22 protein-coding genes are annotated in these 26,092 nt (G+C 49.3%); 5 read left to right on the top strand and 17 right to left on the bottom strand.

Annotated features, from left to right (window positions below):
• Positions 1 to 15 precede the first annotated feature (15 nt).
• Complete coding sequence (locus tag FHT67_RS10240) at positions 16 to 987, bottom strand: AraC family transcriptional regulator (protein ID WP_132305931.1); 972 nt, start codon at positions 985 to 987, stop codon at positions 16 to 18.
• 182 nt (positions 988 to 1,169) lie between these two features.
• On the opposite strand from FHT67_RS10240, the gene FHT67_RS10235 reads away from it, so the two are divergent.
• Positions 1,170 to 2,579 (top strand): MFS transporter, encoded by a 1,410-nt coding sequence (locus FHT67_RS10235; protein ID WP_167197836.1) that lies wholly within the window; start codon positions 1,170 to 1,172, stop codon positions 2,577 to 2,579.
• Positions 2,580 to 2,632: 53 nt separating this feature from the next.
• Here FHT67_RS10235 and FHT67_RS10230 read toward each other — a convergent pair whose 3' ends face one another.
• Together FHT67_RS10230 and FHT67_RS10225 are read right to left on the bottom strand one after the other, a co-directional pair.
• Positions 2,633 to 2,860, bottom strand: coding sequence for an alpha/beta-type small acid-soluble spore protein (locus tag FHT67_RS10230; RefSeq protein ID WP_132305935.1), 228 nt, complete (start codon positions 2,858 to 2,860; stop codon positions 2,633 to 2,635).
• Between the two features lie 100 nt (positions 2,861 to 2,960).
• The gene (locus FHT67_RS10225; RefSeq protein WP_167197834.1) at positions 2,961 to 4,898 is read right to left on the bottom strand and encodes a glycoside hydrolase family 127 protein; all 1,938 of its coding nucleotides are present in this window, start codon (positions 4,896 to 4,898) and stop codon (positions 2,961 to 2,963) included.
• Positions 4,899 to 5,051: 153 nt separating this feature from the next.
• On the opposite strand from FHT67_RS10225, the gene FHT67_RS10220 reads away from it, so the two are divergent.
• Positions 5,052 to 5,888, top strand: a complete 837-nt coding sequence (locus FHT67_RS10220; protein WP_167197832.1) for an AraC family transcriptional regulator — start codon at positions 5,052 to 5,054, stop codon at positions 5,886 to 5,888.
• Positions 5,889 to 5,917: 29 nt separating this feature from the next.
• Here the strand turns inward: FHT67_RS10220 and FHT67_RS10215 are convergent, their stop codons facing one another.
• The 3 genes from FHT67_RS10215 to FHT67_RS10205 form a co-directional block, all read right to left on the bottom strand.
• Positions 5,918 to 6,517 (bottom strand): hypothetical protein, encoded by a 600-nt coding sequence (locus tag FHT67_RS10215; RefSeq protein ID WP_167197830.1) that lies wholly within the window; start codon positions 6,515 to 6,517, stop codon positions 5,918 to 5,920.
• Between the two features lie 110 nt (positions 6,518 to 6,627).
• Positions 6,628 to 6,873 (bottom strand): hypothetical protein, encoded by a 246-nt coding sequence (locus tag FHT67_RS10210; protein ID WP_167197828.1) that lies wholly within the window; start codon positions 6,871 to 6,873, stop codon positions 6,628 to 6,630.
• An 83-nt stretch (positions 6,874 to 6,956) separates the two neighbouring features.
• On the bottom strand, positions 6,957 to 7,355 hold the full coding sequence (locus FHT67_RS10205; protein ID WP_167197826.1) for a YxiJ family protein: 399 nt from the start codon (positions 7,353 to 7,355) through the stop codon (positions 6,957 to 6,959).
• A gap of 245 nt (positions 7,356 to 7,600) precedes the next feature.
• Here FHT67_RS10205 and FHT67_RS10200 point away from each other — a divergent pair, with 245 nt between their 5' ends.
• The gene (locus FHT67_RS10200) at positions 7,601 to 8,191 is read left to right on the top strand and encodes a YjgB family protein (RefSeq protein WP_132305945.1); all 591 of its coding nucleotides are present in this window, start codon (positions 7,601 to 7,603) and stop codon (positions 8,189 to 8,191) included.
• Between the two features lie 61 nt (positions 8,192 to 8,252).
• On the opposite strand, the gene FHT67_RS10195 is transcribed toward FHT67_RS10200, so the two are convergent.
• The 11 genes from FHT67_RS10195 to FHT67_RS10145 form a co-directional block, all read right to left on the bottom strand.
• Positions 8,253 to 8,438 carry a hypothetical protein gene (locus FHT67_RS10195; RefSeq protein ID WP_208403212.1) on the bottom strand — a complete coding sequence of 62 codons (186 nt, stop codon included), beginning with the start codon at positions 8,436 to 8,438 and terminating at the stop codon, positions 8,253 to 8,255.
• Positions 8,439 to 8,440: 2 nt separating this feature from the next.
• Entirely contained in the window at positions 8,441 to 9,121 is a 681-nt protein-coding gene (locus tag FHT67_RS10190; protein WP_167198403.1) for a serine/threonine protein kinase, read from the bottom strand.
• Between the two features lie 583 nt (positions 9,122 to 9,704).
• Positions 9,705 to 10,226 carry a hypothetical protein gene (locus tag FHT67_RS10185; RefSeq protein WP_167197824.1) on the bottom strand — a complete coding sequence of 174 codons (522 nt, stop codon included), beginning with the start codon at positions 10,224 to 10,226 and terminating at the stop codon, positions 9,705 to 9,707.
• 438 nt (positions 10,227 to 10,664) lie between these two features.
• Positions 10,665 to 11,705, bottom strand: a complete 1,041-nt coding sequence (locus FHT67_RS10180) for an AI-2E family transporter (RefSeq protein ID WP_167197822.1) — start codon at positions 11,703 to 11,705, stop codon at positions 10,665 to 10,667.
• 245 nt (positions 11,706 to 11,950) lie between these two features.
• A complete protein-coding gene (locus FHT67_RS10175; protein ID WP_167197821.1) occupies positions 11,951 to 13,087 on the bottom strand; it encodes a GNAT family N-acetyltransferase in 1,137 nt (378 codons plus the stop codon).
• Positions 13,088 to 13,270: 183 nt separating this feature from the next.
• Positions 13,271 to 16,393, bottom strand: a complete 3,123-nt coding sequence (locus tag FHT67_RS10170; protein ID WP_167197818.1) for a glycosyl hydrolase family 95 catalytic domain-containing protein — start codon at positions 16,391 to 16,393, stop codon at positions 13,271 to 13,273.
• An 11-nt stretch (positions 16,394 to 16,404) separates the two neighbouring features.
• Positions 16,405 to 17,280 (bottom strand): carbohydrate ABC transporter permease, encoded by an 876-nt coding sequence (locus FHT67_RS10165; RefSeq protein ID WP_132305959.1) that lies wholly within the window; start codon positions 17,278 to 17,280, stop codon positions 16,405 to 16,407.
• A gap of 15 nt (positions 17,281 to 17,295) precedes the next feature.
• A complete protein-coding gene (locus FHT67_RS10160) occupies positions 17,296 to 18,228 on the bottom strand; it encodes an ABC transporter permease (RefSeq protein ID WP_167197815.1) in 933 nt (310 codons plus the stop codon).
• An 85-nt stretch (positions 18,229 to 18,313) separates the two neighbouring features.
• Positions 18,314 to 19,954, bottom strand: a complete 1,641-nt coding sequence (locus FHT67_RS10155) for a type 2 periplasmic-binding domain-containing protein (RefSeq protein ID WP_167197812.1) — start codon at positions 19,952 to 19,954, stop codon at positions 18,314 to 18,316.
• Between the two features lie 217 nt (positions 19,955 to 20,171).
• On the bottom strand, positions 20,172 to 22,562 hold the full coding sequence (locus tag FHT67_RS10150) for a helix-turn-helix domain-containing protein (protein ID WP_167197810.1): 2,391 nt from the start codon (positions 22,560 to 22,562) through the stop codon (positions 20,172 to 20,174).
• A gap of 168 nt (positions 22,563 to 22,730) precedes the next feature.
• On the bottom strand, positions 22,731 to 23,318 hold the full coding sequence (locus FHT67_RS10145) for a spore coat protein (protein WP_132305967.1): 588 nt from the start codon (positions 23,316 to 23,318) through the stop codon (positions 22,731 to 22,733).
• A 212-nt stretch (positions 23,319 to 23,530) separates the two neighbouring features.
• Here FHT67_RS10145 and FHT67_RS10140 point away from each other — a divergent pair, with 212 nt between their 5' ends.
• Positions 23,531 to 24,442, top strand: a complete 912-nt coding sequence (locus FHT67_RS10140) for an ArsR/SmtB family transcription factor (RefSeq protein ID WP_167197807.1) — start codon at positions 23,531 to 23,533, stop codon at positions 24,440 to 24,442.
• A gap of 136 nt (positions 24,443 to 24,578) precedes the next feature.
• On the top strand, positions 24,579 to 26,081 hold the full coding sequence (locus FHT67_RS10135; protein WP_132305971.1) for a glycoside hydrolase family 43 protein: 1,503 nt from the start codon (positions 24,579 to 24,581) through the stop codon (positions 26,079 to 26,081).
• The last annotated feature ends 11 nt before the right edge of the window (positions 26,082 to 26,092 follow it).

Below are 26,092 nucleotides of genomic sequence, written 5' to 3'. Positions count from 1 at the left end.
TCTGGCATCATCTTCTTATATAGGATCCTCGAATTCCGCGCCGCCCGACGCTTTGCGCAGCGTCTTGATATCCTGAAGAGGCGGCTGGCCGAATAGTCTACGGTATTCCCGGTTGAACTGCGACGGGCTTTCATAGCCAACAGAAAGGGCCGCTGTCGTAGCTCCTACCGGACCGCTCAGCATTAATCTCCTCGCTTCCTGCAGGCGCAGCTGCTTCTGATACTGCAAAGGCCCCATCGTCGTGATGGCTTTGAATTTATGATGAAGTCCGGAAGTGCTCATATTGCACGATTTCGCAAGCTCCTCGACTGTAAAGGAGTGGGTGTAGTTCTCCTGGATCCATTGAATGGCCTTGGCTATTCCGTCCGCCCGTTGGTCAAACAACACCTTTTGCATAAACAAATGCCCAAAATCCCCTGTCAGCAGGTTGAATATCATTTCCTTCTTCAGCAGCTCGGACAGAAACCGGGCTTCCTTCGGTTTGTCGATTAACTTCAGCAGCCGGTAGAAAATATCCAGCAGATCGGCATCGGATTTCCCGATAAAAGCGGCGGAAGACAAGTCCTTTTCTTTGGGCTCCGCGGCAATCTCGGCCTCCATGACGACGGAAGCAATTTCTTGCGTCGTGAAATCGACCCGCAGTCCGATATAAGGATGTTCTGCCGTTGCTTCCACCACCTGCCCAAATGCAGGGATGTCGAGCAGCGATGCAACGTAATCTCCCTCTCTGTAATGAAAGATATCCTGACCCAGATACAGCTTCTTCTCCCCTTGGAGAATCAGACAAAAAGATGGAGTCAACACGCCTGGACATCGAACCGTATCGTGACTGCGTTTGACGATGGACAGGAAAGGCACGATCGTTGTGTTCCGCCCTTCCTCCAGCGTCATCCGTTCCGTCATCGCTATAAGCTGATCCAGCGTTTTCTTGTAAATCGAAATGCTTTTCCCTCCCGTTGTCCGGGAATCCTTTGTTTGCTCCGGCATATCCGTTTTCCCTCCCGCCTTGTTCCTGATTATATAAGCATTCTTGACGAGTGGAAAGCAAAAGATTAGCTGAATTGCAGGTTTAGGCAACTTTTAAGCAGGAACGATCTACTTCGCGCCGCCGATTCCATTCATAATAGCTTTCAGAAACACTATTCCGGAGCAAAGAAAGGAACGTGCACATGCATCAGTCCAAATGGATTATTCTCACGATTATTATCGCGTGCCAGCTTATTGTCGTGCTTGACGCGTCCGTTATGGTAACGGCTATTCCCCAAATCGGCAGGGCTCTTCACATGTCGACAACCAGCTTGACTTGGGTTCATAACAGCTATATTCTCGCCTTCGGAGGCTTCCTGCTGCTTGGCGCCCGGGCGGGAGATCTGCTCGGGCGCAGACGAATGCTTGGCATAGGAATCGGGCTCTTCTCCTTAACCTCATTCCTTGCGGGCATAGCGCCAACGGCTGAATTCCTGCTTATCTCTCGGGCCCTTCAAGGCTTCGCCGCCGCACTCGCCACGCCTGCTGCGCTTGCCCTGCTGTCTGCAACCTTTGTCGAGGCGAAGGAACGCTCCCGGGCGATTTCCATGTATAGCGCCGTCTCGGCTGCAGGCGGCAGCATCGGCCTTATTCTTGGCGGATTTTTCACCGATTTTGTCTCCTGGCGCTTCGGTATGTTTATTAATGTACCCATCGGAATCGCTTTGCTGTACCTGGTTCAAAAATTTATTCAGCCGACAACCATCAGAGCCGGCCGCTTTGATCTTGGCGGTGCGCTAACCTCCGTGATCGGCATGACGTCCTTGGTTTACGGCTTGGTGCAGGCAGCGGATTATGGCTGGGGCAATCCCGCCACATGGATTCCGCTTGCGGCCGGAATCGTCCTTTTGGCGGTATTCATTCTTATTGAATCCCGGGCGGCGGAGCCGATTATCCCGCTGCGATTGTTTGCGAACCGCCAGCGCTCGGGGGCTTATCTGGGCAGATTTCTAATGGTAGGCGGGAACTTTTCCCTCTTTTTCTTCATACCGCAATATTTGCAAAATGCCCTCGGGTTCAGCTCTTTCGAGGCGGGTCTTGCGTTCCTGCCGTTCACCGTTGCGCAGTTCGGAATGATGTACCTGATCCCCGGACTGGTTCGGCGGTTTGGCAATACCAAAGTGCTGTCTGCCGGCTTGATCATCGCGATTATCGGTACTCTTCTGTTAAGCCGGATCGTCTCTGAACAGACTTCGTTCTTCCCGAACGTATTTATTCTGCTCGCGATCATGGGCATAGGCGCAGGAATGGTCTTCCAGCCGCTTACGGCGATGGGTCTGGCCGGCGTGCAGCCGCAGGATAGCGGTGCGGCTTCAGGCTTGGTCAATGTCGCCCATCAGAGCGGTGCTTCCTTGGGTCTTGCGGTTCTTATTACGGTGTTTAATACCTCGAGCCGCGCGGAGCATCCTTCGGTAACGGAATTTGCGCATGCGGTCTCAAACTCCATTTTGGGATCCGTCTTCTTTATCGTTTCGGCTTTGCTGGTGACGTTTATATGCTTTGCATCCGTACGTCAGGTAACCGGCAAACGGGCTCTGGAGGCGAATAAATAAAAACGGCAAAAAGGCTGCTTACGCGAGTAGGCAGCCTTGTCTGCGTGCTATTTCTAACGACGGAAGTTATTGGATGCGCCGCCGAGGCTTTGCTCAGCGATTTCAACCAAACGGCGAGTAATCGATCCGCCAATTTTTCCGGCATTATAAGTTGTAATATCACCGTTGTAACCATCACGCGATAAGGAAATACCGAGCTCTGAAGCCACTTCGAATTTGATTTGATCCAAAGCTTGCGCTGCTTGTGGTACCACTAAAGTGTTGCTGTTGCTTCTAGCCATTGAAAAGCCCTCCTAATGTGTTGGTTTGTATTGTAATTTATGGTGCTGAAATTAATTTCTCCAGCTGCAACCACATTATGCAAGATGCCGGAAAACTTTTTTAATAACGGAGCCACACGTTCATTTCGCCGGGCTCCCGATTGCCCCACAGATAGTAAGGAATCGCTTTGAAACGCACGGTCTCTCTCTTCCTGATTAACGGCTGATAAGGCTGTCCTTCCGTCCAGCCGGAGCTATCCAACACAACTCCGTTCCCTTCCACAACGACGCAGCCGCCAAGCAGCTCCGAAGCAATGCTTGCTGTCAGCTCCGGTTCTTCCGCAAGCGACAGGGAGGCCAACGGCTTTCCATTGTCCGCTTCTTCCACGCAATAGACGAGCGGACCGCGCTGAATGGCGGCTTTTCCCGCGTCCGCGCGAATCAACGGATTCGCGGCAATCAGCTGCGTTTCGATTGGCAGCAGCCATTCTGCCTGATCGCCGTCTTGCCATACGCGGTATACGGTAGCATACCCCTTCTCCACGTGGTAACGGACTTGCTCTCCGTTTATTTTCAACATGGGCTCTTTCGCATGGAACCAGTTCGGAATCCGGAGCGCAAGGATAAACGGAGCATCGTTTTTGTTTTCCTTCACGGATACCTTAAATTCTACAAGGCCGTTCCACGGAAGCTCCGACTTTTGGCTTAGAACGATCTTCCGGTCACTCGTCTCGAATGCGGCCTCGCTTCCGATAAACAAATGGACATGGACGCTCGAGCCATCCTCCGACACATCGTAAATGTATTCGTCCAGCGAACCAAGCAGACGGGCTACGTTAGGCGGGCAGCAGGAGCATCCGAACCATTTCTGCCTAACCGGCTTCACATGGAATTTATCCGGGCTCTTGGCGCTCGCTTCCGGCCATACCTCAAGCGGATTCACGTAGAAGAAATGCTTGCCGTCCTTCGCCATGCTTCCTAGAACGTTATTGTACAAAGCCCGCTCCATCACGTCGGCATATTCGCTTTTGGCTTCCAGCCGAAGCATGCGCCGTGCCCAGAAGATCAGGCCGATTGACGCGCAGGTCTCCGCGTATACGGTATCGTTGGGAAGATCGTGGTCGAACGTAAAAGCTTCCCCGAGATGCGTGGCTCCAATTCCCCCGGTAATGTACATTTGCTTGCCCGTCGTATTCGCCCACAGCCGTTCGCATGCTTCTCGAAGCTTGACGTCTCCGGTTAAACGTGCGAGATCCGCCATTGCGCTATACAGATATACCGCGCGGACGGCATGCCCTACGGCAACCGGCTGCTCTCGAACCGGAAGATGGCTCTGGTAAACCTCCAGATTAGGCTCCCCTTGTGCCCAAATCGTTGTCCGACCGCGGCGCTCCCATTCCTCGAGAAAATAACTCGGCTTGCTGCCGCGTTCATCGATAAAGTACAAGCTTAGATTCAGATAGCTCTCATCCCCGGTTGCCTGATACAGCTTGACTAATGCAAGCTCCACCTCCGGATGTCCGCAATAGGCACGTTTTTGCCCCGGCTTCGTACCAAACAAGCTTGCGATAAGGTCGGCAAATCGACGGGAAATATCGAGCAGCTTGCGCTTGCCCGTTGCCCCGTAATAAGCAACAGCCGCTTCGAACAAATGACCAGCGCAATACAGCTCATGCGCTTCGTACAGGTTGGACCACTCTTTTCCCGGCTCCTGGATCGTGAAATAAGTGTTTAAATAGCCGTTCTCCCGTTGGGCTTGTCCAATCAGATCGATAGCTTCATCCGCTATTTTTTCCAGCTCCGGATCGGGCTGACGTTGAAGCGAATAAGCAACTGCCTCCAGCCACTTGTACAGATCGCTGTCCTGAAAAATCCATCCGCCGAACTCGCCCTTCTCCAGGCCGGCGGCAATCCGGAAATTACGGATCGAATAGCTGGGCTCCGCGTCTTGAATCCGGTCGTTCAGAGCCTCCCATTGATAAGTGATAACGGTTTCGCGCACTAGCTCTGTATATTCATTCCAAAAATCATCCCTGATGCTGATCAACGTGTCCTTCATCGAAATCCTCCTTCACATGAATGCCTAGCTTTCGTAAAACGATAAAAATTGACTCCTCGTAAGTTCGAGTATATGCTTTATTCATCCTATTCAACAGGAACGGAATGAACTTTTTCTTATACAAAATGACACAGTCCGGGATGTGAAATTTCCTTGAGCAAAGACAACTTCGTGGAACTGCAAACCCCGCCCCTCCCTTATTATTGGGAGTCTGGACGCTCCGAGTTTCAGGTTGGCGACCGGCATCCCAATCGGAGAAGCTTTGGCATATTCGACTTGATCATTGTGGCTGAAGGAGAGCTGTTTATTGGGGAGAACGGCCGGGAATGGTCGCTAGGCAAAGGGGATACCCTGCTATTGCTGCCTGACGGCGAACACTATTCGGTGAAGCCTTGCGAGCAGCATACCGTTTTTTACTGGGTTCATTTCGAGCATCTGATCTGGAGATCGCATGCCAAAGAAGGAGCTTCGGCAAAATCCTTCTTGAATCCTCACCTCATCCGGATTCCAAAGCAGATCTCCCTGAATGATCCCGAGAGTGCCTTTAAGCTGATGCGTCAGCTCCTCGAGCTGACTGTCGGGGATTCCTTCTGGGAGGAGCAAAGCTTGCTGGCTCGTCTTCTCGCGCTGCTCGAAAGCGAAAGCTTGAACAATACCAGCACGCCGGCAACCCGTCTCGCGGAAAAAGCCGCCTATTTTCTGCAGCAAAATTTTCGGAAAGACATTACGAACGAGCTGCTTGCAGACGAGCTGCACTTCCATCCCAATTACATCGTTCGCTGCATGAAGAAGAGATACGGCATGACGCCTAGCGGCTACTTGCTGGAATTCCGGCTGGATCGGGCGAAGAAGCTGCTCGTTTCCTCCGAGTGGTCGATTGAACGAATTGCCGAAGAGGTCGGCTTCCGGTACGCCCCTTATTTCACGGCCTGCTTCAAGCGCAGGGAGGGCATTTCCCCGCTGCGTTACCGCAAATCGATCCAGCAATGAAAAAAAATCGAACAAAAAAAGCCGATAGCTTATCGGCTTTCTCTTTGCTTGAGCAAATTGATTATTCGTTCATAGTCATAAAGGTTATAGGTTTTAAACGCTAATTTATGCATGCTGCCGCCTTCCGTGAATGGAAAGATGACATAATCGTCATCCCTCTCGAAATCCAACGAAAGACTATCCTTGCCGATTTCCTTAATGAGCACGGCTTCCGACTCCGCCTGGAACAATGATTTTTTCATGACTCTGACTGCGTCGTCCGTAAAGACAAAAAAACCTTTGAACCGCACATCGTCTATCAAAATCGTCAGATCCTTAATCTTGGCATCGGCTGCTTCAGCAATCTTCTTCTCTACGCTGCTGGATGAGGTTGACTGGAACATCGACAAAATGCCGGATTGAACCGGTTGATCAGCATTAAATCTGTTCACCAGCTTCTGCAGCAGATTAACCATCTCCGATAAGCCTATAAAGATAAAGCCTGCCGTAACCCCCGACAGCCACCAGTACAAGGCCGTGATCAAGTGAAAGCCATCATCGTTTATTCCAAATAGGAGGCCTGTAATAAATCCAATGACAAGCAGCAAAATTCCGATACCCATCAACCATGTTGAAATAACATTTCTCATTTATGAGGACTCCTTGTCAGGCGAAAATTTTCCTATTGGCATCATAGCAAAATTTAGTAGATTGGACTAGTTATTTCTTCCAAATAAGGAGCCTCTTTGATATTTCTGCCTTAACTATACACTCTTTTGATTTCTTTATTAAACCAGTGAATATAACCGCAGCGGTCACAGATCAATAGATTTGCAGAACGGTTAGCAAAATCAAGATTAAGGAAACTCATAAAAGCAGTGTTTAATTGCGCGTAACTCTTTTCGAATTTATTATAGTGGCAATGCACGCAAAGAACCGTAATGCCATTCGCGCTATATTCACCAGGCCCCTTGGCTTCCTTGAGATTTTTGGCAAACAACTTCATAAATCTTTTCGCCCCGGCTATTATCCTTCATCCTCTCTTGGAACCTTCTATTCTTTCAATGCCAAATTAATAAGCTTTAGCATTTACTTTAACTGCTTCTCAAAATCTTTAACTATTTTAAGTAATTTGTGTCGCAGTATCTCTACCACAGACCATTCTTTGTGCAGCTCTTCGTATGCGGATAAGTCGTATTGTTCTATAAAGCGATATTTCGGAAACCAGTCATAGAAGGACTTTTGTAGCCACTCCTTCATCTTGAAGCGCTCCAGTGGGTCATGAAGTTTAATGAAAACTCCACCTTGAGAAAGTCCAAGTACATACATCCTATACGTACTGAAGTCAGCATTAATAATTTCATCAGGCGCATACCGATTAAACTCTTCTTCAAAATCCATTTGAAGATCTCTAAAATCGTCGTAAGGAAATGGATTATTCCTTATTGCATTGTAGATTTGTTGAAGCTCTTCGATCTGTTCCTTCAAGAAATCACCTCGTTTCCGCCTCCTATATACGATAAGTTGAATCCTTCTTCTGCCTTTGAATTTACCCGTAAGATTAAATCACAGCGATATTATTTGAATTGTACCATAAACTGGAATGCCCTCCTCTAATACGAGGTAATTATTTACAACAAACTTTATTTGCAACAATTAGAGATGTACATGCGTCAAAGCTAATGCAACTTGAACGGGGAACATACCCCGACATCCCGAGGAGGTAGAAAATAATGAAATTTTATAAATCCATGAAAAAAATTGCGGTGGCTACCGTGGCTGCCGGAACTTTAGCTTTGACTGCCGTAGGAACCGTCCCATCCCAAGCAGCTGCCGCTCAAAGTGCCGCTCCCGTCGATGCGCACGCGAAAGCTTTCCAAACGTTAATGAGCTTCTATAAGCCTGCCCTTAACGGCCAGTTCCCTAACTTCCACGGCTTCACGATTGGTTCAACTACGCATGCGTCGGTTATCAAAGCGATCGGAGAAGCTGAATCTCCCGCGAAGGATTCCGACGGCTTCGATGTTTACCATGCCGAAATGGGGCATCCCGGATATGCGATCAGCTATAAGCTAGGTAAAATCAAGGAAATGCGCTACTTCGGAACAAATGTTGAGCGAGAGACCAACTTGGGGGGAATTACCGTCAAGATGCTTACTCAACACTGGGGTACCCCCGATGAGTCCGTCCTGATTAAGTCGGGCAAAACCGTGCAAAAGAAAATCACCTATGTTCGTGGCAAATACCAACTTGAATTCATCTTTGACGGCACGAGCGGAACAGGGTTAAACCATATTAACCTTGTAAACAAAACAATTAAGTAAAGAAAAATTAAAGGCAGATGGTCTACCTAAGACCATCTGCCTTTATCCAAAACTAAGCCTATTAATCCGGGAAAATAATTTCGCCTTCGTCACTACTGACATCTAAAAATCCTGCCTTGCATTCTACAGCTAACTCTCGCAAGGCCGAATACGCTTCATCGGCTACGGAATAGGCGAAAGCCGCATAGATGACGGCTGAGCCCAACGAGTAATCGGTTAACCGGTTATCCGTTCCGGCTTCCTCCATGTTTATTTACGCTTACCCAAGAAAAGTTGACTAACCCGTTTAGAGAAGTCTTCTATTCCAAAGCTTGCCGTATCAATCCGGTTGTACCAATTCGTTATCGTTTCCAATATCCATAAAGGGATCTGCACTCCGCTAATCATAGGGTAAAAATGTTTGTATGACCATACCAAGTGCTCCCAGCGGCTATCGTTTCCGTCCTTGCAATACTCCGATACATCAAGAACTTTTCCTCTCCCGTCCTGCAGGAGTACATTTTTAAGATGAATATCTCTTGGGTTCATTCCTTGGCTGCGAATAAACTCACGGGCATTTTCAACGTCCCGTATCACTTGCTCCGGAACATGGATCCCTTGCAGAAGACAGTCATACAAAGTAATTCCTTGTTCAAAGCTTAATACCAAATAGTTCGATCCGGTACCATAACAACGGGGAAAATAGGGAGATCCTTGCAGACGTTCATAGATGCCTGCTTCCACGTCCTTCTTCTCCAATGACTGGGCGGTGTACACTTTATATGCATAATTAGGGGTCTCCGAGTGATAAAAAACCGCTGCATCCGTTCCTATGCCGATGCAACGCAAATCTTCCGAGAAACCGACAACGGAAACCGGTTTATTATTTTCATATCCAACAACCTCGATGCTTTTTAATGCTTCTTCAACTTGTTTCCAGTCTTCAATCACAAGATCTGCTCCTTCTTTCACTTGGATATTGATAATAGTTTTACGTTCACCATGCGATAACTGTTTCAACTATATCCTGGCATAAGAAAAAACGACTGTGCGAATGCACGGCCGGTTGTTTCAATTATGGTTATTACTTGCTTTCGCTGTGACTCAACTCTAGCAGGGATGACTACCCCAAATCTAATGTAGTCCAACCATGTTTGGTAAGCGAATCGTTCGTTTTCCTAAATTGGGCATAAGCCCTTCTACTTCTTAGGTTGCCTATTATCTTCAGAAAGCTACTCCTATAAGGATATACGAAACGCGTCCTAGGCTCCGTAAACAATTCTATGTACATAGGATTATCGAAAGCATCCCTCAAACCAACGCAGCTTGATGAATGGATGCTTCGATCTTCTCCTTCAAATAAGTCAGAACGATTTAAATAAAGGACCCCGTTTTTTCTGCATTCCATAAAGTCGATTAAAACTTCCGCGTGCTGATCATTAAAATAGGCTAACCCGCATGACGTTATGTTCTTGATTCTGGAATGGTGAATAACGATCAACATCTTCTCCTCCATTCAACGAGACATAATAACTCATTCCAAGATTAACTTTCCCCTATAGACATACTTGTCATCGGAGGAAATTTCAATACTGGTGCTCCCTAGCTTATTGTTACGGTTGTATGCCGTAAACTTGATTATAGTTTTATATTGCACTTTATTTTCTTCCGTTAAAGGCGACCAATAGATCGTTTCACCTGGCTTCACTAGGACTTTGTTCCCTTGCGCATTTACTTTACCATCCGAAGATTTCCAAAATAACAGATCCCCTTCAGAGGAGCGAACTATAATCCGCGTTGCTTCATTATTAGAGATTGTAATTGGAAAACCCGGTACACTGCTCATAAACAGCGTGTATTCGGCGAGAGGAAACGCAACCTCAGGCGGGTGAAACCTTTTATTAGGAGTCCCGAATTGAAAGATAAGCATGATCCCGATAAGAAGGATTAAGCTAAACATACTGACCGCAATAACAACCGTTAATTTCCCGGAGAATCTATTATTTCTGTGCGACCGTGAATCATCGAGATTTTTTATTGCTCCCATATCGCTCATTCTTCCAATCGCACCTTCCCCCTATTAAACGATAACGCCTATAATGCTGAAACCAATAAACAATAAGAGCATCCCTGCGCTGAAAAAAAGCGGATGAAAGCTCCCTTCTTCCGTTACCCTAAAAGCCCTCCGAATGCTGCCGCCGCCTAAAGTAACGATTACAGAAGTCAGCAGAACTGCGGCTATATGAGATAAGTGAATCCGTCCTATAACGATAAAAACAATGGCGCTGCTGCATACTCCGGCCAAAAACCAATATATATTCTGTTTGTTAGGTCTCAATTCATCAACGCTCCTCACCAGAGAAATTTCTTCGAGTATTGGCTTAAATATATACGCTTCCAGCGTTTGGAATGTTACGTTAACCCGCTCTTAGAAGAAAAAAGACAGCCGGTCATCATGACCAACTGCCTCCATGCAAGAATGAAGAGATGATGATTATCGACCGCTCTTCGCCCGTTCCGTCTGCTCTTCCAATGAATCCGCCTGCTCCACCTTCAGCACGTCCAGCATAAACATAAAGATCGGAATACCGATCAACAGCCCCCAGATGCCCATATAATGCTCTGATAAAATGAGAATAAAGAACGTGTAAAACATCGGCAGGTTTGTTTTGTGCGAATATAACCTTGGGTTTAAGAAATACGTTTCAAGAGCATGAATGAGCAGCACCAGAACGATCACCCAAATGACGGTTTTTATTCCGCCAATCTGGTAGCCGATAATGCCAATCGGAACAAAGGAAACGACTACGCCCGCAACCGGAATCAGACTAAGCAAAAACACCATGATGGTGAGCGCGAACAGGTACGGGAATCCCATAATCCATAAGCCGCCTATCGTAAGCGCAGTGTTGAATACGGCAATCATCAGCTGTACTTCAAGCACCTTGCCGAAGGAAGCAATAAACTTGCCGCCGAAATACCGGAATTCGAGATACAGCCAACCAATCGAGCTTTGGCTGAATTTCTCGGTAAATTGAACGATCTTGCGTCTCTCGAGGAGGAAGAAATAGCTAAGCAGGATAACCAGCAAAATAATCTCGAGCCACCCGCCAATCTTCTTGGCATAAGCGAGCGCGCTGTTCAAAAAGGTTTTGTATTCGATCTTGTCGAGCGTATCGGCGACCACTTGAGCAATCTGATCGTTTTGGGAAGACCCTAAGAACTTTTGCACGTTGTTGACGATATCCACGATCTCGTTAATGAGCTTCGGCACGTAATTGACCAGACCATACACAAGGCCGAAAATAAGCGCGACGTACAGGACCGAAGTCACTACAACGGGCGATACCGGGATCACCCGCCGAACCTGCTTCGTAATAAAGCTCTGCAGGCGCATCATCACAAACGTGACCATAAACAGAAGCAGCAGCAAATTCAGCATATCGCGGAGACTATAGAGCAGAGCAACGACCAGCAGGACAAACACCATTCTTTTGATAATCGGATGAGTAAAAAAGGTTCTGAGCGTTTCCAAAGAGTTCCCCCGCAAAATTCGATTTATTTATTAAACGTTTATAATTAATATACCTGTTTTATGAATAAAACGCATCTTTTACGGTTTACACAAGGTGAAACGTCCATCACAGCCCTTGGCAGCGGAGTTTCAATCCGGAGAATCTTAAGCCATTTTATAAGATTAAACTTGTAAATTTTTAAAAACAAAAAAACAAAGCTGCCGGCATCGGCAGCTTTGTTCAACTATTCTGAGGTTTAGCAGCCTTATACAAAGCACAAACCTGACGTATACGGAACCGGAACCGGGAATAAATCCTGGTAGGCTTGGGCTTCAGCGGGCAGATGCAAAGTATCCGTTCCGGCACGATCGAACAGCAATTGGACTAGCTCCGCATCGCTTAGAACAACGGAAGGCCGGCCTGCAGAGTCGGTCATTCGCCAGCTGCCGTTATCCCTCCGTTCAAGCCGGAGACCGCTTGCGGGTTCTTGCTTCTTCAGCCAAGGCGATAATTGGTCCAATAAAGCCTCGCCGCTCAGAATACTGACGGTACCTGGTTGCCCCTCCTCCGATGAAGGAATTGCTGCTAACCGGGCATGAATGTCTTTCTCATGCCATGGCACCGGAATCTCCAAGGACTGCAGTCCAAATCGGTCTACCGCGTTGGCGAATAATCTGACAACCTGAGCCGAATCGCCGGCAAATTCGAGAACCGCCCCGTTTGGTTGCGTATCCGATAACCCAATTACCGCAAAGCCGACAACCTTCCCGCGCGACTCCTGCACCAGTACCCGTTGACTCATCCGCATCACGCTTGCGATGGCTTCCGCCTTGAGCAGCGCGCCGAATTCATTTATGCCCAACTGATAGCGTACCTCCCGGGCTTCCGCAGTCTCCTGAACGCCGAACAAATCCTCCGGGCGCATCTCGCGGATTTCGCCTATTGCTTCCGCATTACCCAACAAAGATTCTGCCTGCAACGCATTCATGCGGTATTTGCTTATTCTTCCGAACAACGAGCAGCCTGCCTTGGTGTACAACGAACGGTCACCGGATACAAGCAGCAACGAAGCTCCTGCATCCCGCGTGAAAGACTGCACTTGCTCGAGCAGCCGGCTAGCGTAACCTTTGCCTCTTGCGGACGGTTCCGTACAGACCGAACCAAGCGAGGCTACGCGCAGCGCAGCCTCGCCGATTCGAATCGTCCATAGGACAACGCCCATAAACGATGCCAATTTTCCGTCTTCCTCAAATGCGCCGTAGGATAAGTGCAACGCCGCATCGGAGAAGAGGAACGGAAATATTCGGCCCATGGACGTCTGATTCCCGTCCCGGAATGTTGCGTCTGACAATCGAACAGCCTCTTTCATTTCAGCATCTGTCAATCTTCGAATCTGCACCATTACCATTCCTCCGTTTTGCGTTCTCTCGCCAACAAGCCAAGCATAGCTATTCTTCTTTTACTGTAATCTTGAAAAGAGCTTCCTTGTCAGACTTCTTCGCCGTTATGCCTAGCGATTCCTTCACATGCAGTAGTCTCCCGGCTGATATTCACCTAAATGACCTCCTCTTATCGGGATTGTCTTTTACAAATACGCGTAATTTCGATTGATAATCAGCAGATTAACCCGCCACGGCAGCCCTTCGCAGGAACGGAACCGCAGCGATGCGCAGCCATCCTTTTTTTGCGTAATCGGAATTATTTCCGTTGCGTATTCCCCTGCTGCGAGCGGTTTCTCCGGCTTCCACTTCAGCTGTCCGGGGATTTCAAGCTCCGTGCAGGAAGGGGCCGCTTCATCTCCGGTTACCAGGAGCAGGTCGTATCGGCCTTTGGGCAGCTCGATCCTAAATACCGCTTCGCTTGCTCCGCCAATGAAATCCCGCCGAAGCAGGTCGGGGGCTCCACGGTCGAGAGCTGCAAGCTCATCCGGCCGCTCCCAGCCAATCCCGCTGCATGCCGTAAAGAGCGTATCCGGTGATATTTTGCGGAATGCCTGACCAAGCACCCCTTCAACATGGATCTGGCGGGGCAGGACTTCCGAATAATTTTTGCCCGGCAGCTCTTCCTTGACGCCGAAATCGAGCCGATACGCCGCAAGCCTCGATACCCTGCTGTTTCCCGCGTAATAATCGAAGGTAAAGTGATCGATCAGCCGGTAATGCTCCGTATCCCGGTTCTTCCCCAGAAATACGCGCCGCCTTGTGTGCGCTTCATGAACATGCGGTCGACTGACGATATTGTCATCCTTGATCCCCCTCGCATGAGCCAACGGCCAATCGGATTGTAAACTACCTTCCGCAAAATTCGCATAAACGAGATAATCACCGCCTTGAACCGTATCGAAAACCAGGCATCCTTCATCCCAAGCATACTTCTTCATCCGTAAGGAGCATCCGGACAAATTCCATACCTTAACGTTCTCGTTCTCTTCATCATAAAAAGGATTCCGCAGCATTACCCTGCAGCCGGCAAGGCTTCGTATATGAACCCATTCCGTTCGTCCTTCCTTACGTCTGGCACTCACTTCAAAGCCGCCGACCGCAAGCAAGCCCCGGAATGAGCAGTCCTTCCATTTACCATAGGAACGCTCTTCTAATTGATGGTTGTATCCTCCCTTTGTCCGTTCCGGCTCCATGGTTCCTTCCGGAACCGCCGGGAATGCCTCGATTACGCCGTCATAGCTTTGCAGCAGCATCTCGTTTACGGCAGCGACAAGCTCGCCGGAAGCTTCCATCATAAACGGGTGGTACAACGGTTCGTTGGTAATATTGCAATAATTCATCCACCTTTCCGTCTCCTCCGCGAACAACCCGTTGCAACGAAGCGACAGGTCGATTCCCTGTTCATACAGAATCCTAAGCGCATCATCTCCCTTGCCCAACCGGGAAGCCGCGCAGGACAGCCAGCCGAACTGGAACATGCCGAATTCCGTATTCTCTCCCGCATAACGAAGCGTATTTTCCGCCTGCCTCCGGAGCGGCGGCTTGGATTTTCTATCGATTTCTCCAATCGGATAGATAGGCATTAATAGCGACGGATGCCGCAAAGGAAGATCGGGCGGCGCCCATTCGGAATCGAGCCAAATGTGCCCGTAACGCGTTGATTCCGCGCCGGGATAAGGAGCCAGCTTCCCCGCTAGTTCCTCCCATTTGCTGCGCTCCTCCTCCGGCTCGCCTAGCAGCATGCTTGCTTCTATTGCCATGCGGAATAAATAATTGACGGATGCCAGCGTACAGGTGGAATTACGCGTAAGAGGTCCTTGCTCCGGCGAAATATCCGGGAATACGTTATACAATCCGCTCCCGGGATCAAATAACAATAAGCCTTCGAAAAATCGGGCGATCTTTCGGATCAGCGGATAAGCCTTCTCCCTCAGAAACGTCTCGTCCATGCTGTACCGGTAATAATTCCATAAAAACTGCGCGCACCAAGGCCAAATGCTGTAATACAACGCATGCGGATAGTCCGCGGCTATCCCGTCCAATCCATAGAATTGCTTCGCCATTCGTTCGGCGCTGCCGGCATACGAGAGCAGTCCTTCATTAAAAAGGCTGGCCAGCTCCAAGTGATTAGCCGTATACAGCGGCCAAAAAGCAGCTTGAATGTTGACATCCCAATACCACATGCTGCCCCACTTGGTCGGTTGTTTGATATCCCACAGACCATTTAATCCGCAAGCCTGCTCGGGCATTGACCCTCCCCGGCCGCTGCTGCAGGAAAGGGCATACAGGTTGATCCTGTACAAATCCTCAAGCAGCTTATCGGGAAGCGTAACGGATGAACGTCTCCAGAAGCTCCTCCAATAGGATTGATGACGTTCCCTTATCGCGGCTAATTCGGAAACGGATTGCCGCATGCGCTCAAATGCGGCCTGCAGCGGGTGGTCTGCTTGCGCTTCCGTTACAACCGTCGTCAGCAAAGTCAGGTTATCCTCGGCATCCTCTAACCGAATTCGGATGGAGCCGGTGCTATTTACCGCTGTTCCTTTCGCGCCAAGCAGTTTTGTCATAACAACAAAGGAAAAGGGAGGATGGCTTTCCTTGTCTTCCCCATCCGGGTAGAAGGAGCCTATATAGTAAAAGGTTGTATCATCATGCGAATGGTAGGACGCTTCAATATCCGCATATCTTCTTAACGGCAGCGCAAGTTCGATTTCGCTTAGCAGATCGGTGTCCGTTTGCCTGATATCCGTGACAATGAAATCGCCATCCTCGGCTGCTATCGTAGCAACCTCCAGCTTCTTGTCCTCCTTCCTGATTCGCAGCCGGACTTCCGCCTTGATCACGTCAAGCTGCAGCTCGTAATGCTCCGGATCCTTCAGTTCCGCAGATGGATAGATCATAATCTCACCGGTCGGGTAATGGGAGTTCCCCCCGGGCAGCTTGCCGTATTTGCGGTACATGCTGCTGTCGCTTAGGGCATCGCCATACAGAAAAAGCGGTTCTTCTGAAGGGCTGCGGTACATTTCCCGCGCATGCTCCCGCAGCTCTTGAAACGTCCGGCCATACTGCAAACGGAAATTTGGTCCTTCCCCTTGCCGAAAAGCCGTGCTGTAACGGTGAAGCTTGCGGTAATACACCTCGTAATGGTTAAGCGCCACGGTCATGCACTCATCCTCGTAATAGACCATTCCGCCAAAATGCCCGTTGCCAAGCGGCAAGGCTTCGTTCCAGCCGCATGGCGCTTTATCGTACGTCACGGTTGTCACAGGACTTCCTCCTATCCTTTGATCGCCCCGATCATAACGCCTTTAACGAAGTACTTTTGCAGGAACGGGTACAAGCAAATAATCGGCAACGTCGAAACGATTATCGTGGAATATTTGATGGTCTCTCCGATGGCGTACTTATCATCGCTGGCCGCACCGGTCATCATCGAATCCGTGCTGTTGGCGATCAGAATGTCGCGTAGCACGAGCTGAAGCGGATACTTCTGGGTGTCGCGCAAATACACGAGCGCATTGAAATAAGAGTTCCAATGGCCAACCGCGTACCATAAAATCATGACGGCGATGACGGGCATGGACAGCGGAATGACAATCCGGAACAAAATCGTCCATTCCCCCGCCCCGTCCATTCTGGCCGATTCCTCCAGGCTCGCCGGTATGGTCTGGAACGAAGTTCGCATGATAATCAGGTTATACGTATTGATCGCGACGGGAATCAGCAGCGCCCACATCGTATTCATCATGCCAAGCTTGTTAACGAGCAAATAACTCGGAATCAATCCACCGTGAAAGACCATCGTTAATACGATAAGGAACATCAGAAAATGCCGGAAATATAAATTCGGCCGGGACAGCACGTAAGCGCCTATAGCGGTCATGACGAGGTTAATCGCCGTTCCGAGCAGCACGTAGAGCAGCGTATTCTCGTACCCCTTCATCATCATCGGGTTGCGAAAAACCGCCTTATAGGCGCTTAAGTCAAATCCCGCAGGCGCCAGCAGCAGGCCGCGGTTCTGCAGAAACGCCGTTGCATCGCTGAACGAAGCGAACAATACATACAGAAACGGATAAAGCGTCACCACGCAAAGACCAATCATCAGAATGACATTAATCCAGCCGAATACCCTCTCTCCCATCGTTCTTCTCATAGCCGCTCTCCTCTATCACCACAATTTGGTTTCGCTGAACCGTTTGCTGATTTTATTGGCTGCCACGATCAGGATGAAGCTGATCACGGAATTAAACAAACCTACCGCGGCGGTAAAGCTGTAGCTGGCTTCCAATACCCCTTTACGGTAAACGTAGGTGGAGATCACATCCGCCGTCGAATAGGTAAGCGGGTTGTAGAGCAGGAGCACCTTCTCGCTGCCGACGGACATCATATTGCCCATTTGCAGAATCAGCAAAATAACAATCGTAGGCATAATCCCGGGCAGCGTCACATTTAGCGTTTGTCTCCAGCGCCCCGCTCCGTCGATTCGCGCGGCTTCATACAAGGTTGGGTCAATTCCTGAAATCGCGGCCAGATAAATAATCGATCCCCAGCCCACGCCTTGCCAGATCCCCGAGGAAACGTACAAGAACCGGAACCAGCCCTCCTCCATGAGAAAGTCGATCGGCTGGGCGCCAAAGGATCCGAGAAGCTGGTTTACGAGACCGGTTCGGCTAAGAAAATCGACCATCATTCCCGCTACTACAACAATCGATATGAAATGCGGCAAGTATGAAATGGACTGCACAATCCGCTTAAATGAGCTCTTCCGGATCTCATTCAGCAGCAGCGCCAAAATGATCGCAGCCGGAAATCCAAATAGCAGCTCGTAGGCATTAAGCAGAATGGTATTTTTGATTAATCGCCAAAAGTAGATCCCGTTAAAGAAGTTTTGGAAATGCTCGAATCCTACCCATGCGCTGCCCCATATCCCTTCGGAGGGCTGAAAGTCCTTGAACGCGATCTGCAAGCCGTACATGGGCCCATAATGGAAAATAATATAGTAAGCAACTACGGGAAGCGCCATCAAATAGACGCCCCAATGCCGCTTCATATCCGATTTTATCGTGCGCAGCAAAGCTGGATTTCCGGCGTTTCTGGACATCGATCCTTCCTTCCTCTCTGTTCAAGGTGTTGCCATCGCGCTGGTGGAGACGAGATCGTTCGCCCCCGCCCAGCCGATGATCCGATTAGCGCTTCGAGAAGCGTTCGAGCGCAGCCTGCTGAATTTGGACGGCATCGTCGATTCCCATGCTCTTAATCTTCTTCACGTAGTTGTCGAATTGATCGATAGGCTCCACGCCCATAATAAATTTCAACAGCATCTCGTCCTTGTAGGTATTAATATCCGTCATAATGGAGGCGAACTTGCTGCTCTCGTCCTGCGTTGGCGTCACAAGCGGCATCTTGCGCTCAACCGTCGGCTTGGACCAGATCTCAAGGGCATCCTTCTGCTGCGGAAGCGCGAGATATTGCAATTGGAAGTTGTCGCTGAGCACAAACGGCGCACTCCATGTGGCACGGTTATACTTGGCAATGGCTTGCTGGCTGCTAACCCCGTTAGGCGGAGTCAACAATTCAGGCTTCAGGACAGCTCTGCCGTCCTGCATGGTATAACTTTCGCCCTCAATACCGTAGTTGAACAGCAATTCGCCTTGCTCGCCGTAGGCGTAATCGAGCCATTTAACGGTTTCGATCGGATTTTTATCGCTTGTTGTAATCGCGGCGCCAATCCCGTTAAAGGCAAAATCCTTCTGTCCCCAAATCGCCGTGTCGCCCGGATTCAATACCGGATAAGGAGCCGCGACAAGCTTGAAGCCAGGATCTTTGTCCTTCATGAGACCGGCATATTTGCCAATTCCCCCGCCGTTATAGGTAGCCGTGGCGCCAAGCAGATTCGTTGTCATTTTATTGTCCAGCAGCTTCGCATTGGGCGCGGCGAAATCTTTGTCCAGCAGCCCTTCCTTATACCACTTGTTCATCGTCTCCAGGAACTGTTTAAATTCCGGCTGAATCGGGCCAAACTTGACGGTACCGTTATCCTGGTAGAAGCTGTTGTTGATTCCCCATGCGCCTAGGAACGGTGCGTCCACATTCAGCAGGTCTTTGTCCAAATAAAGCGGAATTTCGTCCGCCTGCCCATTGCCGTTGGGATCCTTCTCCTTAAAGGCTTTCAAAACGTTGTACCAGTCGTCAATGGTTTCCGGTTTGCCGAGGCCCAGCTTATCGAGCCAATCCTGGCGGATCGCAGGTCCGAAGAACACCCTTACTTTATCGTCGCCGCGGAGGAACGGGAAGGCATAGATACTGCCGTTATCCGTCGTGATTTGCTTCTTCCAGTCCGGATGCTCGTCTAGCAGCTTCTTCAGATTAGGCGCGTATTGATCGATAAGCTCGTTAAGCTTGATGATTTTCTTATCCTGAATCGCTTTCTCCGGACCGCCCAGATAATCGTTCCAGTTGTACTCGATTACATCCGGAAGCTTGCTGGACACGATCATGAGGTTAAACTGCTCCTTCGCTTGCGCAGGGTCGAGCGGCGGGTGCTGGAATTCAACCTTTACGCCCGATTCCTTCTCCCTCTCCTGATACATGCCCATTTCCGCGTAGGTTTTCATTTGCGCTGCGGCTGCGGCATGATTCGCCACCCAATAAGTTAGCTGACTAAGCTTTGGCGTCTGCGTCTCCTTGCTGCCTGCCGTTTCCGCTTCGCTTGTCTGCTGCTCGACGTTCCCCTTGCTCCCGTTATTCCCGCTGCTGCATGCCGCAAGCGATACAGCTAAAGCCGATACGGTCAAAATACTGCCGGACCATTTTAAAGTTTTGTTCATGCGTGTGAACACTCCCCCTGAATTAGTGGTCATCATCTTGCAAGCGCTTACGATTCCAAGTGTACGTTCGGAGGCCAGGATGCGCCTATGCTCTACTTTTCATCTGCGCTACCTTTTCATAAGATTTCGGCACATGCAAAAAACAAGTCAGTTCAACCTTAAAACCGGTCAGTTCTCGATTTGAAATGAAAAAGACAGCCTCATGGAGACTGCCTTGCTATTCACTGAAGCTAATGGCATCCGGTACAATGGTCTCCCGGTACTTACCGGGCGTAATCCCCTCCAGCTTCTTGAAGCCCCGGATAAAGACTACGTCATTGTTGTAACCGACCAGCTGCGCGATTTGGGCGATCGTCAGATCCTTGTTGTCCATCAGCTGCTTAGCGGCCTTCATCCGCTTCTGGGTAATGTAATCGATCAAGTTCTGGCCTTGATTTTTCTTAAAGAACGTTGAGATATACGGCGGGGTCATCCGGAAATGCTCGGCGATCATCGCAAGCCCCAGATTCGAATCGCCAAGCATCTGCTCTACGTAATCGAGAATATCCTGAAGCAGCTGAGTGCGGTGATCGGATCGTTCCACGTTGAATGACCTGGTAAGCGTGTCATACAACTCCTTCGTCTTGCGTTGCATTCCCTCTGCCGTTGTATAGGTAAACACAGCTTTTATCGGATCAAAGTCCTCGCCAAGCTCCTCCAGCTGATTCATATTGGCCGAATTCATGATCTTAAGGAAGGTGCTGATAATATTGAAAAACAAACATTTTCCCATCTCCGGGGTGAAATGGCTGGACGAGAAATTCATTTCGTAGATTTTGTCCAGCAGCTTCCCGGCATTGTCGGTATCCCCGCTTCTCACGAAATTCGTCAGCTGAATCTCGCTTTCAAGCGGATAGTAATAATGCTGCTTGGTGCTGGCAAGATCCTGGAAATAAATAATGGCGTTTTTGCCCAAAATCAGCCTGTATTCCAAAGCGGCCAATGCTTCCGGATACGAATTCCGGATTGCTTTCGGACCTTCGTGGATGCCTCCGGTTGCGATCGTCACTCCGATTCTGAATTTCTTCGAAAGTATCTCGTAAAGGGACTGCACGATATCGCAAATGACGGCTTCCTCGCTCCTTCGCTCCTTATCCAGATTAATCAGGAAAGCAAGCCGGTCCCGTTCGAGCTCCACGACATATCCCTTCTGCGGAGAGACGATCAGATCGATTCCAATGTTGGATACCACGAATCTGGCTCTTGCCCATTTCTCTTCATCCTCATCGGAGAAAAGATGCACATCCTCGATTTTCACAAGAAAAACGGCAAACCGGTCGCTAATAAAATTCAAATTCATGAAATGCAGGGACTCTTCGCTCTCGGAGGACAAATCCACATCCATATAGCCGTGAAGCAGGCGGGACAAGTAATTCTCGCGAATGAACGGTGTCTGCCTGGTCAGCGTGTTCCGCAAATGCTTTTCTTCGTGGATGGATCCCTCAAACGTCTGCCTTATGAACTCGTATTCATTGTAGAAGGAGCGTCCGTTTATGGCTTTGCCGCGCATAATCGCATGTATGGTGGCATGCAGCGGCTTATAGCTGCGGTATACCCCCACTATGACGGCAAGCAGGCCGGCGATCAGGCATAAGAGAAATAATCCAAGCGACCAGCTTTGAATCTGATTCACCTGCTTCATGAACACATTGTTCGGGGTAATCGATACATAACGGAAGCTCGCTTTCTGAGAGCTGACGAACGATACCATCTGATCCACTCCACCCATCTTGTAAGCGAAAGGGGCATTGGTCTGATCCATTCGCTTAAGCAGATCCGCGGGGAACAACGCAGAGCCGGTGCTCATTATCGTCTGTCCTTCGTTATCGAGAATATAGATGTCGCTGTTGCTTGCCGATTCAAGCTGGGCGAACATGGCTTTGATCTCGTTCACATCGATCAGAACGATAAAGTTCCCCAGATGATCCGACGGCGAGCTGACGGGCAGCGTCTGTTCGTACACGATGACATCGCCCGGAATAACCTCGAGACTGGCGAGCGGATTTAACCCGCGGGAGAGCGAAGCAACCGGCAGGTAGGCCGATTGATGCGTGCTTTCCAGCATTCCGGTTTTCCACTGCTCGTAGGATTGATCTTTAAAGGTATAATTTGTTTCGTAAAACGTATGCGAATCCGTAAGCTGATCGGATTTAATGATCGTATCGCTTCGAGAGAAATAAACGAAATAATCAAAGATAAAGCTGCTGGTCATATTTCGGTACCGAGCCAGCTTGTCCCGCATGAATTCGACGAACTGATACCGGTCCGCGCTGCTTGGATGTCCCTGTATCTTCAGCATGTAATCCAGCTTGGGATCAAAGACGACCTGACGGGCGAGCAGATCCACTTCCGACAATTTATTGTCGAGCGTGAGCCTCAGCTGCTCCAGCATCGCTTCATTGGACCGATTCGTGCTTTTCTCGAGGCTGTTCTCAACCTTCGCGTACAGAAATACGCCCATCGCGAGAGGGATAAGAAGAATAAAAAGATTGGAGACAATCATGGTTTGGAGCGCATGGCTTCTATTGCGGAATAACCTCTTATGAATCGGCAGATGCAAGCTAATCACGTCCCATCCTGAAGTGATCTTACGGATGCTATACTTCTGAGCCTGATAGGCATGAGGAATAATTTACTTACATATTCGCCTAATTACAAAAAGTTCCTTTAAGCTCCTTAAGAATAAAAAAGCCGGCTCCCTGTAAATCGGGACCGGCTGGCACTGTTCTTCAGGTTGTTATTGACGGAATGGAAACGTTTCGTTAATCGGTTGGCTCATGGCGTTCGCCGCAGGCTGATACGTCTGAAGAATCGTATTGGTCGTCTCTTCCTTCATCGTTGGCACTTGATAATAGCCCATGCGATTCATGTATTGCCATACCTCGTAAGCTTGCTCGGCACAATTTACGGAGCCTTGCTGAAGCATGCGGCGAACCTGCGGATCCGCGCATTCCAAGGCAGCCATCATTTTTTTCGCTGCCGAATTCTTATGACAGAGCAGCATTGCGGTCGCGATGGCGCGGTCGTCAAACGTGCTGCCTGTAAGATTCGGGCTTTGCGGCGCCGGATGATCCAGACCGTATTTTGGCGTTTGATTTTCCATCGTTCTATACGGTGTCATTTGCCCCGAGCCTTGCTGATTTAAAGACTGTACGGCCGTTTGGTACTCGCTCATCATCATTTGAGCGTGGCGGTCTAGAATTTGCGATAATTGTTGATCCGTAACCATGGAACGATAGAGTTGAAAGTGGTTAATGCCGTTGATAGCCGAGGTTAAAATTTCATGAATCTCCATGGTTTCGTGAGCGCCTAAATGTGCAGCCATTTGTAGAAATCCTCCCTTAAATTGATTTGCGACCGCGTTATTATATCCAAGTTTCCCAGGCTCATCCTCATTTGGTTCCGATGTCACAAACTGGTATTTTGCATGGAAGGCAATGAAATCTATAGTGGGTATACGGGCGGCTTGTTTAAAAGCAAAAATTCCTTTATGGTGAAGGAAACATGGCAAGCTATAAAGAGCGTAGGAGTCATACAATGATCAAAGCAAACGGAGATAAACATTTCCTGCCCTTATACGAAGCGCTGGCAAGCGAGGTCAGGTGGGGAATTATGGAGCTGCTCGCCGAAGAGGAAATGAACACGAAAGATATTGCCGGCCGCATGCAGCTTAGCCCTTCCATCATATCGATGCACATCCGCAAGCTTGAACAAGCCGGACTGATCGGCAGCCGAAGAGTTCGCCGGAACGGCGGTACCCATAAACTATGCTTCCTGACGGAAAGGCATATCGAGATTGAATTGCCCTTCGCCAGCAAGCCCCGGCCATTCAGAGAGCAATCCATCCCGGTCGGCCATTATACCGCCTTTGAGGTCTATCCGACCTGCGGGCTTGGAACGCGGGAGATGGAGATCGGCGTCTGGGACGATCCCCGTTATTTTCTCGATCCGGAACGGGTAAATGCCTCTATTCTCTGGTTTGGGAAAGGATACGTGGAATACAAAACGCCTAACTATTTGCAGCCGGAACAAGTCGTCAGCGTCTTGGAAATTTCCATGGAAATCGCTTCGGAAGCACCCGGTCTCAGCGATTATTGGCCTTCCGATATTGCCTTCGCTTTTAACGGAATAGACCTCGGGACCTGGACAAGTCCGGCCGATTTCGGGAGGGCCGCGCGCGGCAGGTATACGCCGGATTGGTGGCACCGCAACGTGAATCAATACGGGCTATGGAAGACGATTCGCGTGGATAAGGAAGGCACCTTTATGGATAACGAACGAATGTCTGATGTTTCCATTGCCGATCTTCGTCTGGCGGAGCCGTTTTGGACGCTTCGTTTTACGGTAGACGAATCCAGTCCTAACGTTGGCGGACTGACGCTGTATGGCGCGGGCTTTGGCAATCACGATAAGGACATCGTGATCCGCGTTTATCCCGAAGACGTGTAAATTAAATTCATATAAATATGAATTCATCCAAAATAGTTCGCCGCCTCCCTCTTACACCATTGAACGCTTGGCGCTTATGTTGTTTAATTTCCTTATTGGCGCCATAACCAACATTTGATGAATTAGAGGTAGCGGTATGAAATTCAACAACCCGGTTATTAAAGGCTTTTATCCCGACCCAAGCGTGTGCAAGGCTGGAGACACTTATTATCTGGTGTGCAGCTCCATGCAGTATTTCCCCGGCGTCCCGCTGTTCGAGAGCAAGGATCTCGTGAACTGGCATCAAATCGGCCATTGCCTGACCAGAAAAAGCCAGATCCAGCTCGAAAAAGTGAATAGCTCCGGCGGCGTCTTCGCCCCTACGATCCGCAACCATAACGGACGCTTCTACATGACAACGACCAACGACACTACCCGTCAAAACTTCTATGTATGGACGGATGACATTTACGGCGAATGGTCCGAACCGGTCTATGTCGATCAAGGCGGCATTGACCCGGATTTATTTTTCGAAGACGGAAAAGCCTATTTCATGAGCAACGGAGCCGATGATTTCGGAGCAGGCGGGATCGTGCAATGTCAAATCGACATTTCAACCGGACGCAAGCTGACTCCGAGCCGTACGATTTGGCAAGGTACGGGAGGCCGTTTCCTTGAGGCTCCCCATATGTACAATATTAACGGACTATACTATCTGGTAGCGGCCGAGGGCGGCACCGAATTCGGACATATGGTTACTTACGCGCGAAGCGAATCCTTGCATGGTCCTTTTGAGGCTTATCCCCTCAATCCGGTCCTGACCAATCGCGATTTAGGCGGCTATGAAGTACAGGCTGTGGGTCATGGGGACCTGATTCAGGATCCTGAAGGAAATTGGTGGATGCTTCATCTGGGCTTCCGACAAAGCGGCCAATGGCTTGCTTATCACCATCTTGGACGGGAAGTGTTCCTTACGCCGGTTACCTTCGGAGTGGATGGCTGGTTTACGGCCGGCCATAACGGCACTACGCTGAGCAGCTTTGACACCGCGTTAATTCCGGATCGGATTGTGCAAACCGAGAAAACTAGCTTCACGTTTGAAAATACGGACTGGAGCAAAGAGTGGTGTTATCTCCGCACCCCGGAGCCAGGAAACTATCTGCTTGAACGGAACAAGTTAACGCTTAAAGGTACGGAAATATCCCTGGATCAGGCGGACTCCCCGACCTTTATCGGTATTCGTCAAAAGGACTTTATCGCGGATATCTCCTGCAATGTTTCCCTAACCGGCGGCGAAGCAGGCCTTACTCTCTATATGGATGAAAATCATCATTATGACTTCGCCATCCGTAAGACCGAAGACGGGTACAAAGTGATTCAGCGCCTGAATATCGGCGATATTAAAACCATTGTGCACGATGTGAATTTGAAGCAAATTAATCATGCGTCACTGCTCATCAAAGCTAGCCATTCCCGCTACAGCTTCCATCTCTTTACGGACGGCGGGTTGATTGACTTGGGATCGGCACAGACGAAGTACCTCTCATCGGAAGTCGCCGGTGGATTTACAGGCGTTATTATCGGGCTTTATGCCCAAGGTCGTAACTCTCAAGCAGAGTTCTCGAATTTCAAATGCGATTATTCTCCTAACCCTTCATAAACAAAGCCCCA

The organism is Paenibacillus sp. BK720, from assembly GCF_011761545.1.
GTDB lineage: Bacteria > Bacillota > Bacilli > Paenibacillales > Paenibacillaceae > Pristimantibacillus.
The sequence above is the reverse complement of the archived record's forward strand: the minus strand, read 5'-3'. Positions and strand labels throughout refer to the sequence as shown.

What these genes read in the sequence shown, in the direction of transcription:
- FHT67_RS10165 (WP_132305959.1), bottom strand. Translation starts at nt 17,280, where the DNA reads ATGAGAAGAACGATGGGAGAGAGGGTATTCGGCTGGATTAATGTCATT.
- FHT67_RS10145 (WP_132305967.1), bottom strand. Translation starts at nt 23,318, where the DNA reads ATGGCTGCACATTTAGGCGCTCACGAAACCATGGAGATTCATGAAATT.
- FHT67_RS10175 (WP_167197821.1), bottom strand. Translation starts at nt 13,087, where the DNA reads ATGGTGCAGATTCGAAGATTGACAGATGCTGAAATGAAAGAGGCTGTT.
- FHT67_RS10210 (WP_167197828.1), bottom strand. Translation starts at nt 6,873, where the DNA reads ATGAAGTTGTTTGCCAAAAATCTCAAGGAAGCCAAGGGGCCTGGTGAA.
- FHT67_RS10235 (WP_167197836.1), top strand. Translation starts at nt 1,170, where the DNA reads ATGCATCAGTCCAAATGGATTATTCTCACGATTATTATCGCGTGCCAG.
- FHT67_RS10215 (WP_167197830.1), bottom strand. Translation starts at nt 6,517, where the DNA reads ATGAGAAATGTTATTTCAACATGGTTGATGGGTATCGGAATTTTGCTG.
- FHT67_RS10140 (WP_167197807.1), top strand. Translation starts at nt 23,531, where the DNA reads ATGATCAAAGCAAACGGAGATAAACATTTCCTGCCCTTATACGAAGCG.
- FHT67_RS10155 (WP_167197812.1), bottom strand. Translation starts at nt 19,954, where the DNA reads ATGAACAAAACTTTAAAATGGTCCGGCAGTATTTTGACCGTATCGGCT.
- FHT67_RS10185 (WP_167197824.1), bottom strand. Translation starts at nt 10,226, where the DNA reads ATGAGCGATATGGGAGCAATAAAAAATCTCGATGATTCACGGTCGCAC.
- FHT67_RS10200 (WP_132305945.1), top strand. Translation starts at nt 7,601, where the DNA reads ATGAAATTTTATAAATCCATGAAAAAAATTGCGGTGGCTACCGTGGCT.
- FHT67_RS10230 (WP_132305935.1), bottom strand. Translation starts at nt 2,860, where the DNA reads ATGGCTAGAAGCAACAGCAACACTTTAGTGGTACCACAAGCAGCGCAA.
- FHT67_RS10225 (WP_167197834.1), bottom strand. Translation starts at nt 4,898, where the DNA reads ATGAAGGACACGTTGATCAGCATCAGGGATGATTTTTGGAATGAATAT.
- FHT67_RS10195 (WP_208403212.1), bottom strand. Translation starts at nt 8,438, where the DNA reads ATGGAGGAAGCCGGAACGGATAACCGGTTAACCGATTACTCGTTGGGC.
- FHT67_RS10240 (WP_132305931.1), bottom strand. Translation starts at nt 987, where the DNA reads ATGCCGGAGCAAACAAAGGATTCCCGGACAACGGGAGGGAAAAGCATT.
- FHT67_RS10160 (WP_167197815.1), bottom strand. Translation starts at nt 18,228, where the DNA reads ATGTCCAGAAACGCCGGAAATCCAGCTTTGCTGCGCACGATAAAATCG.
- FHT67_RS10135 (WP_132305971.1), top strand. Translation starts at nt 24,579, where the DNA reads ATGAAATTCAACAACCCGGTTATTAAAGGCTTTTATCCCGACCCAAGC.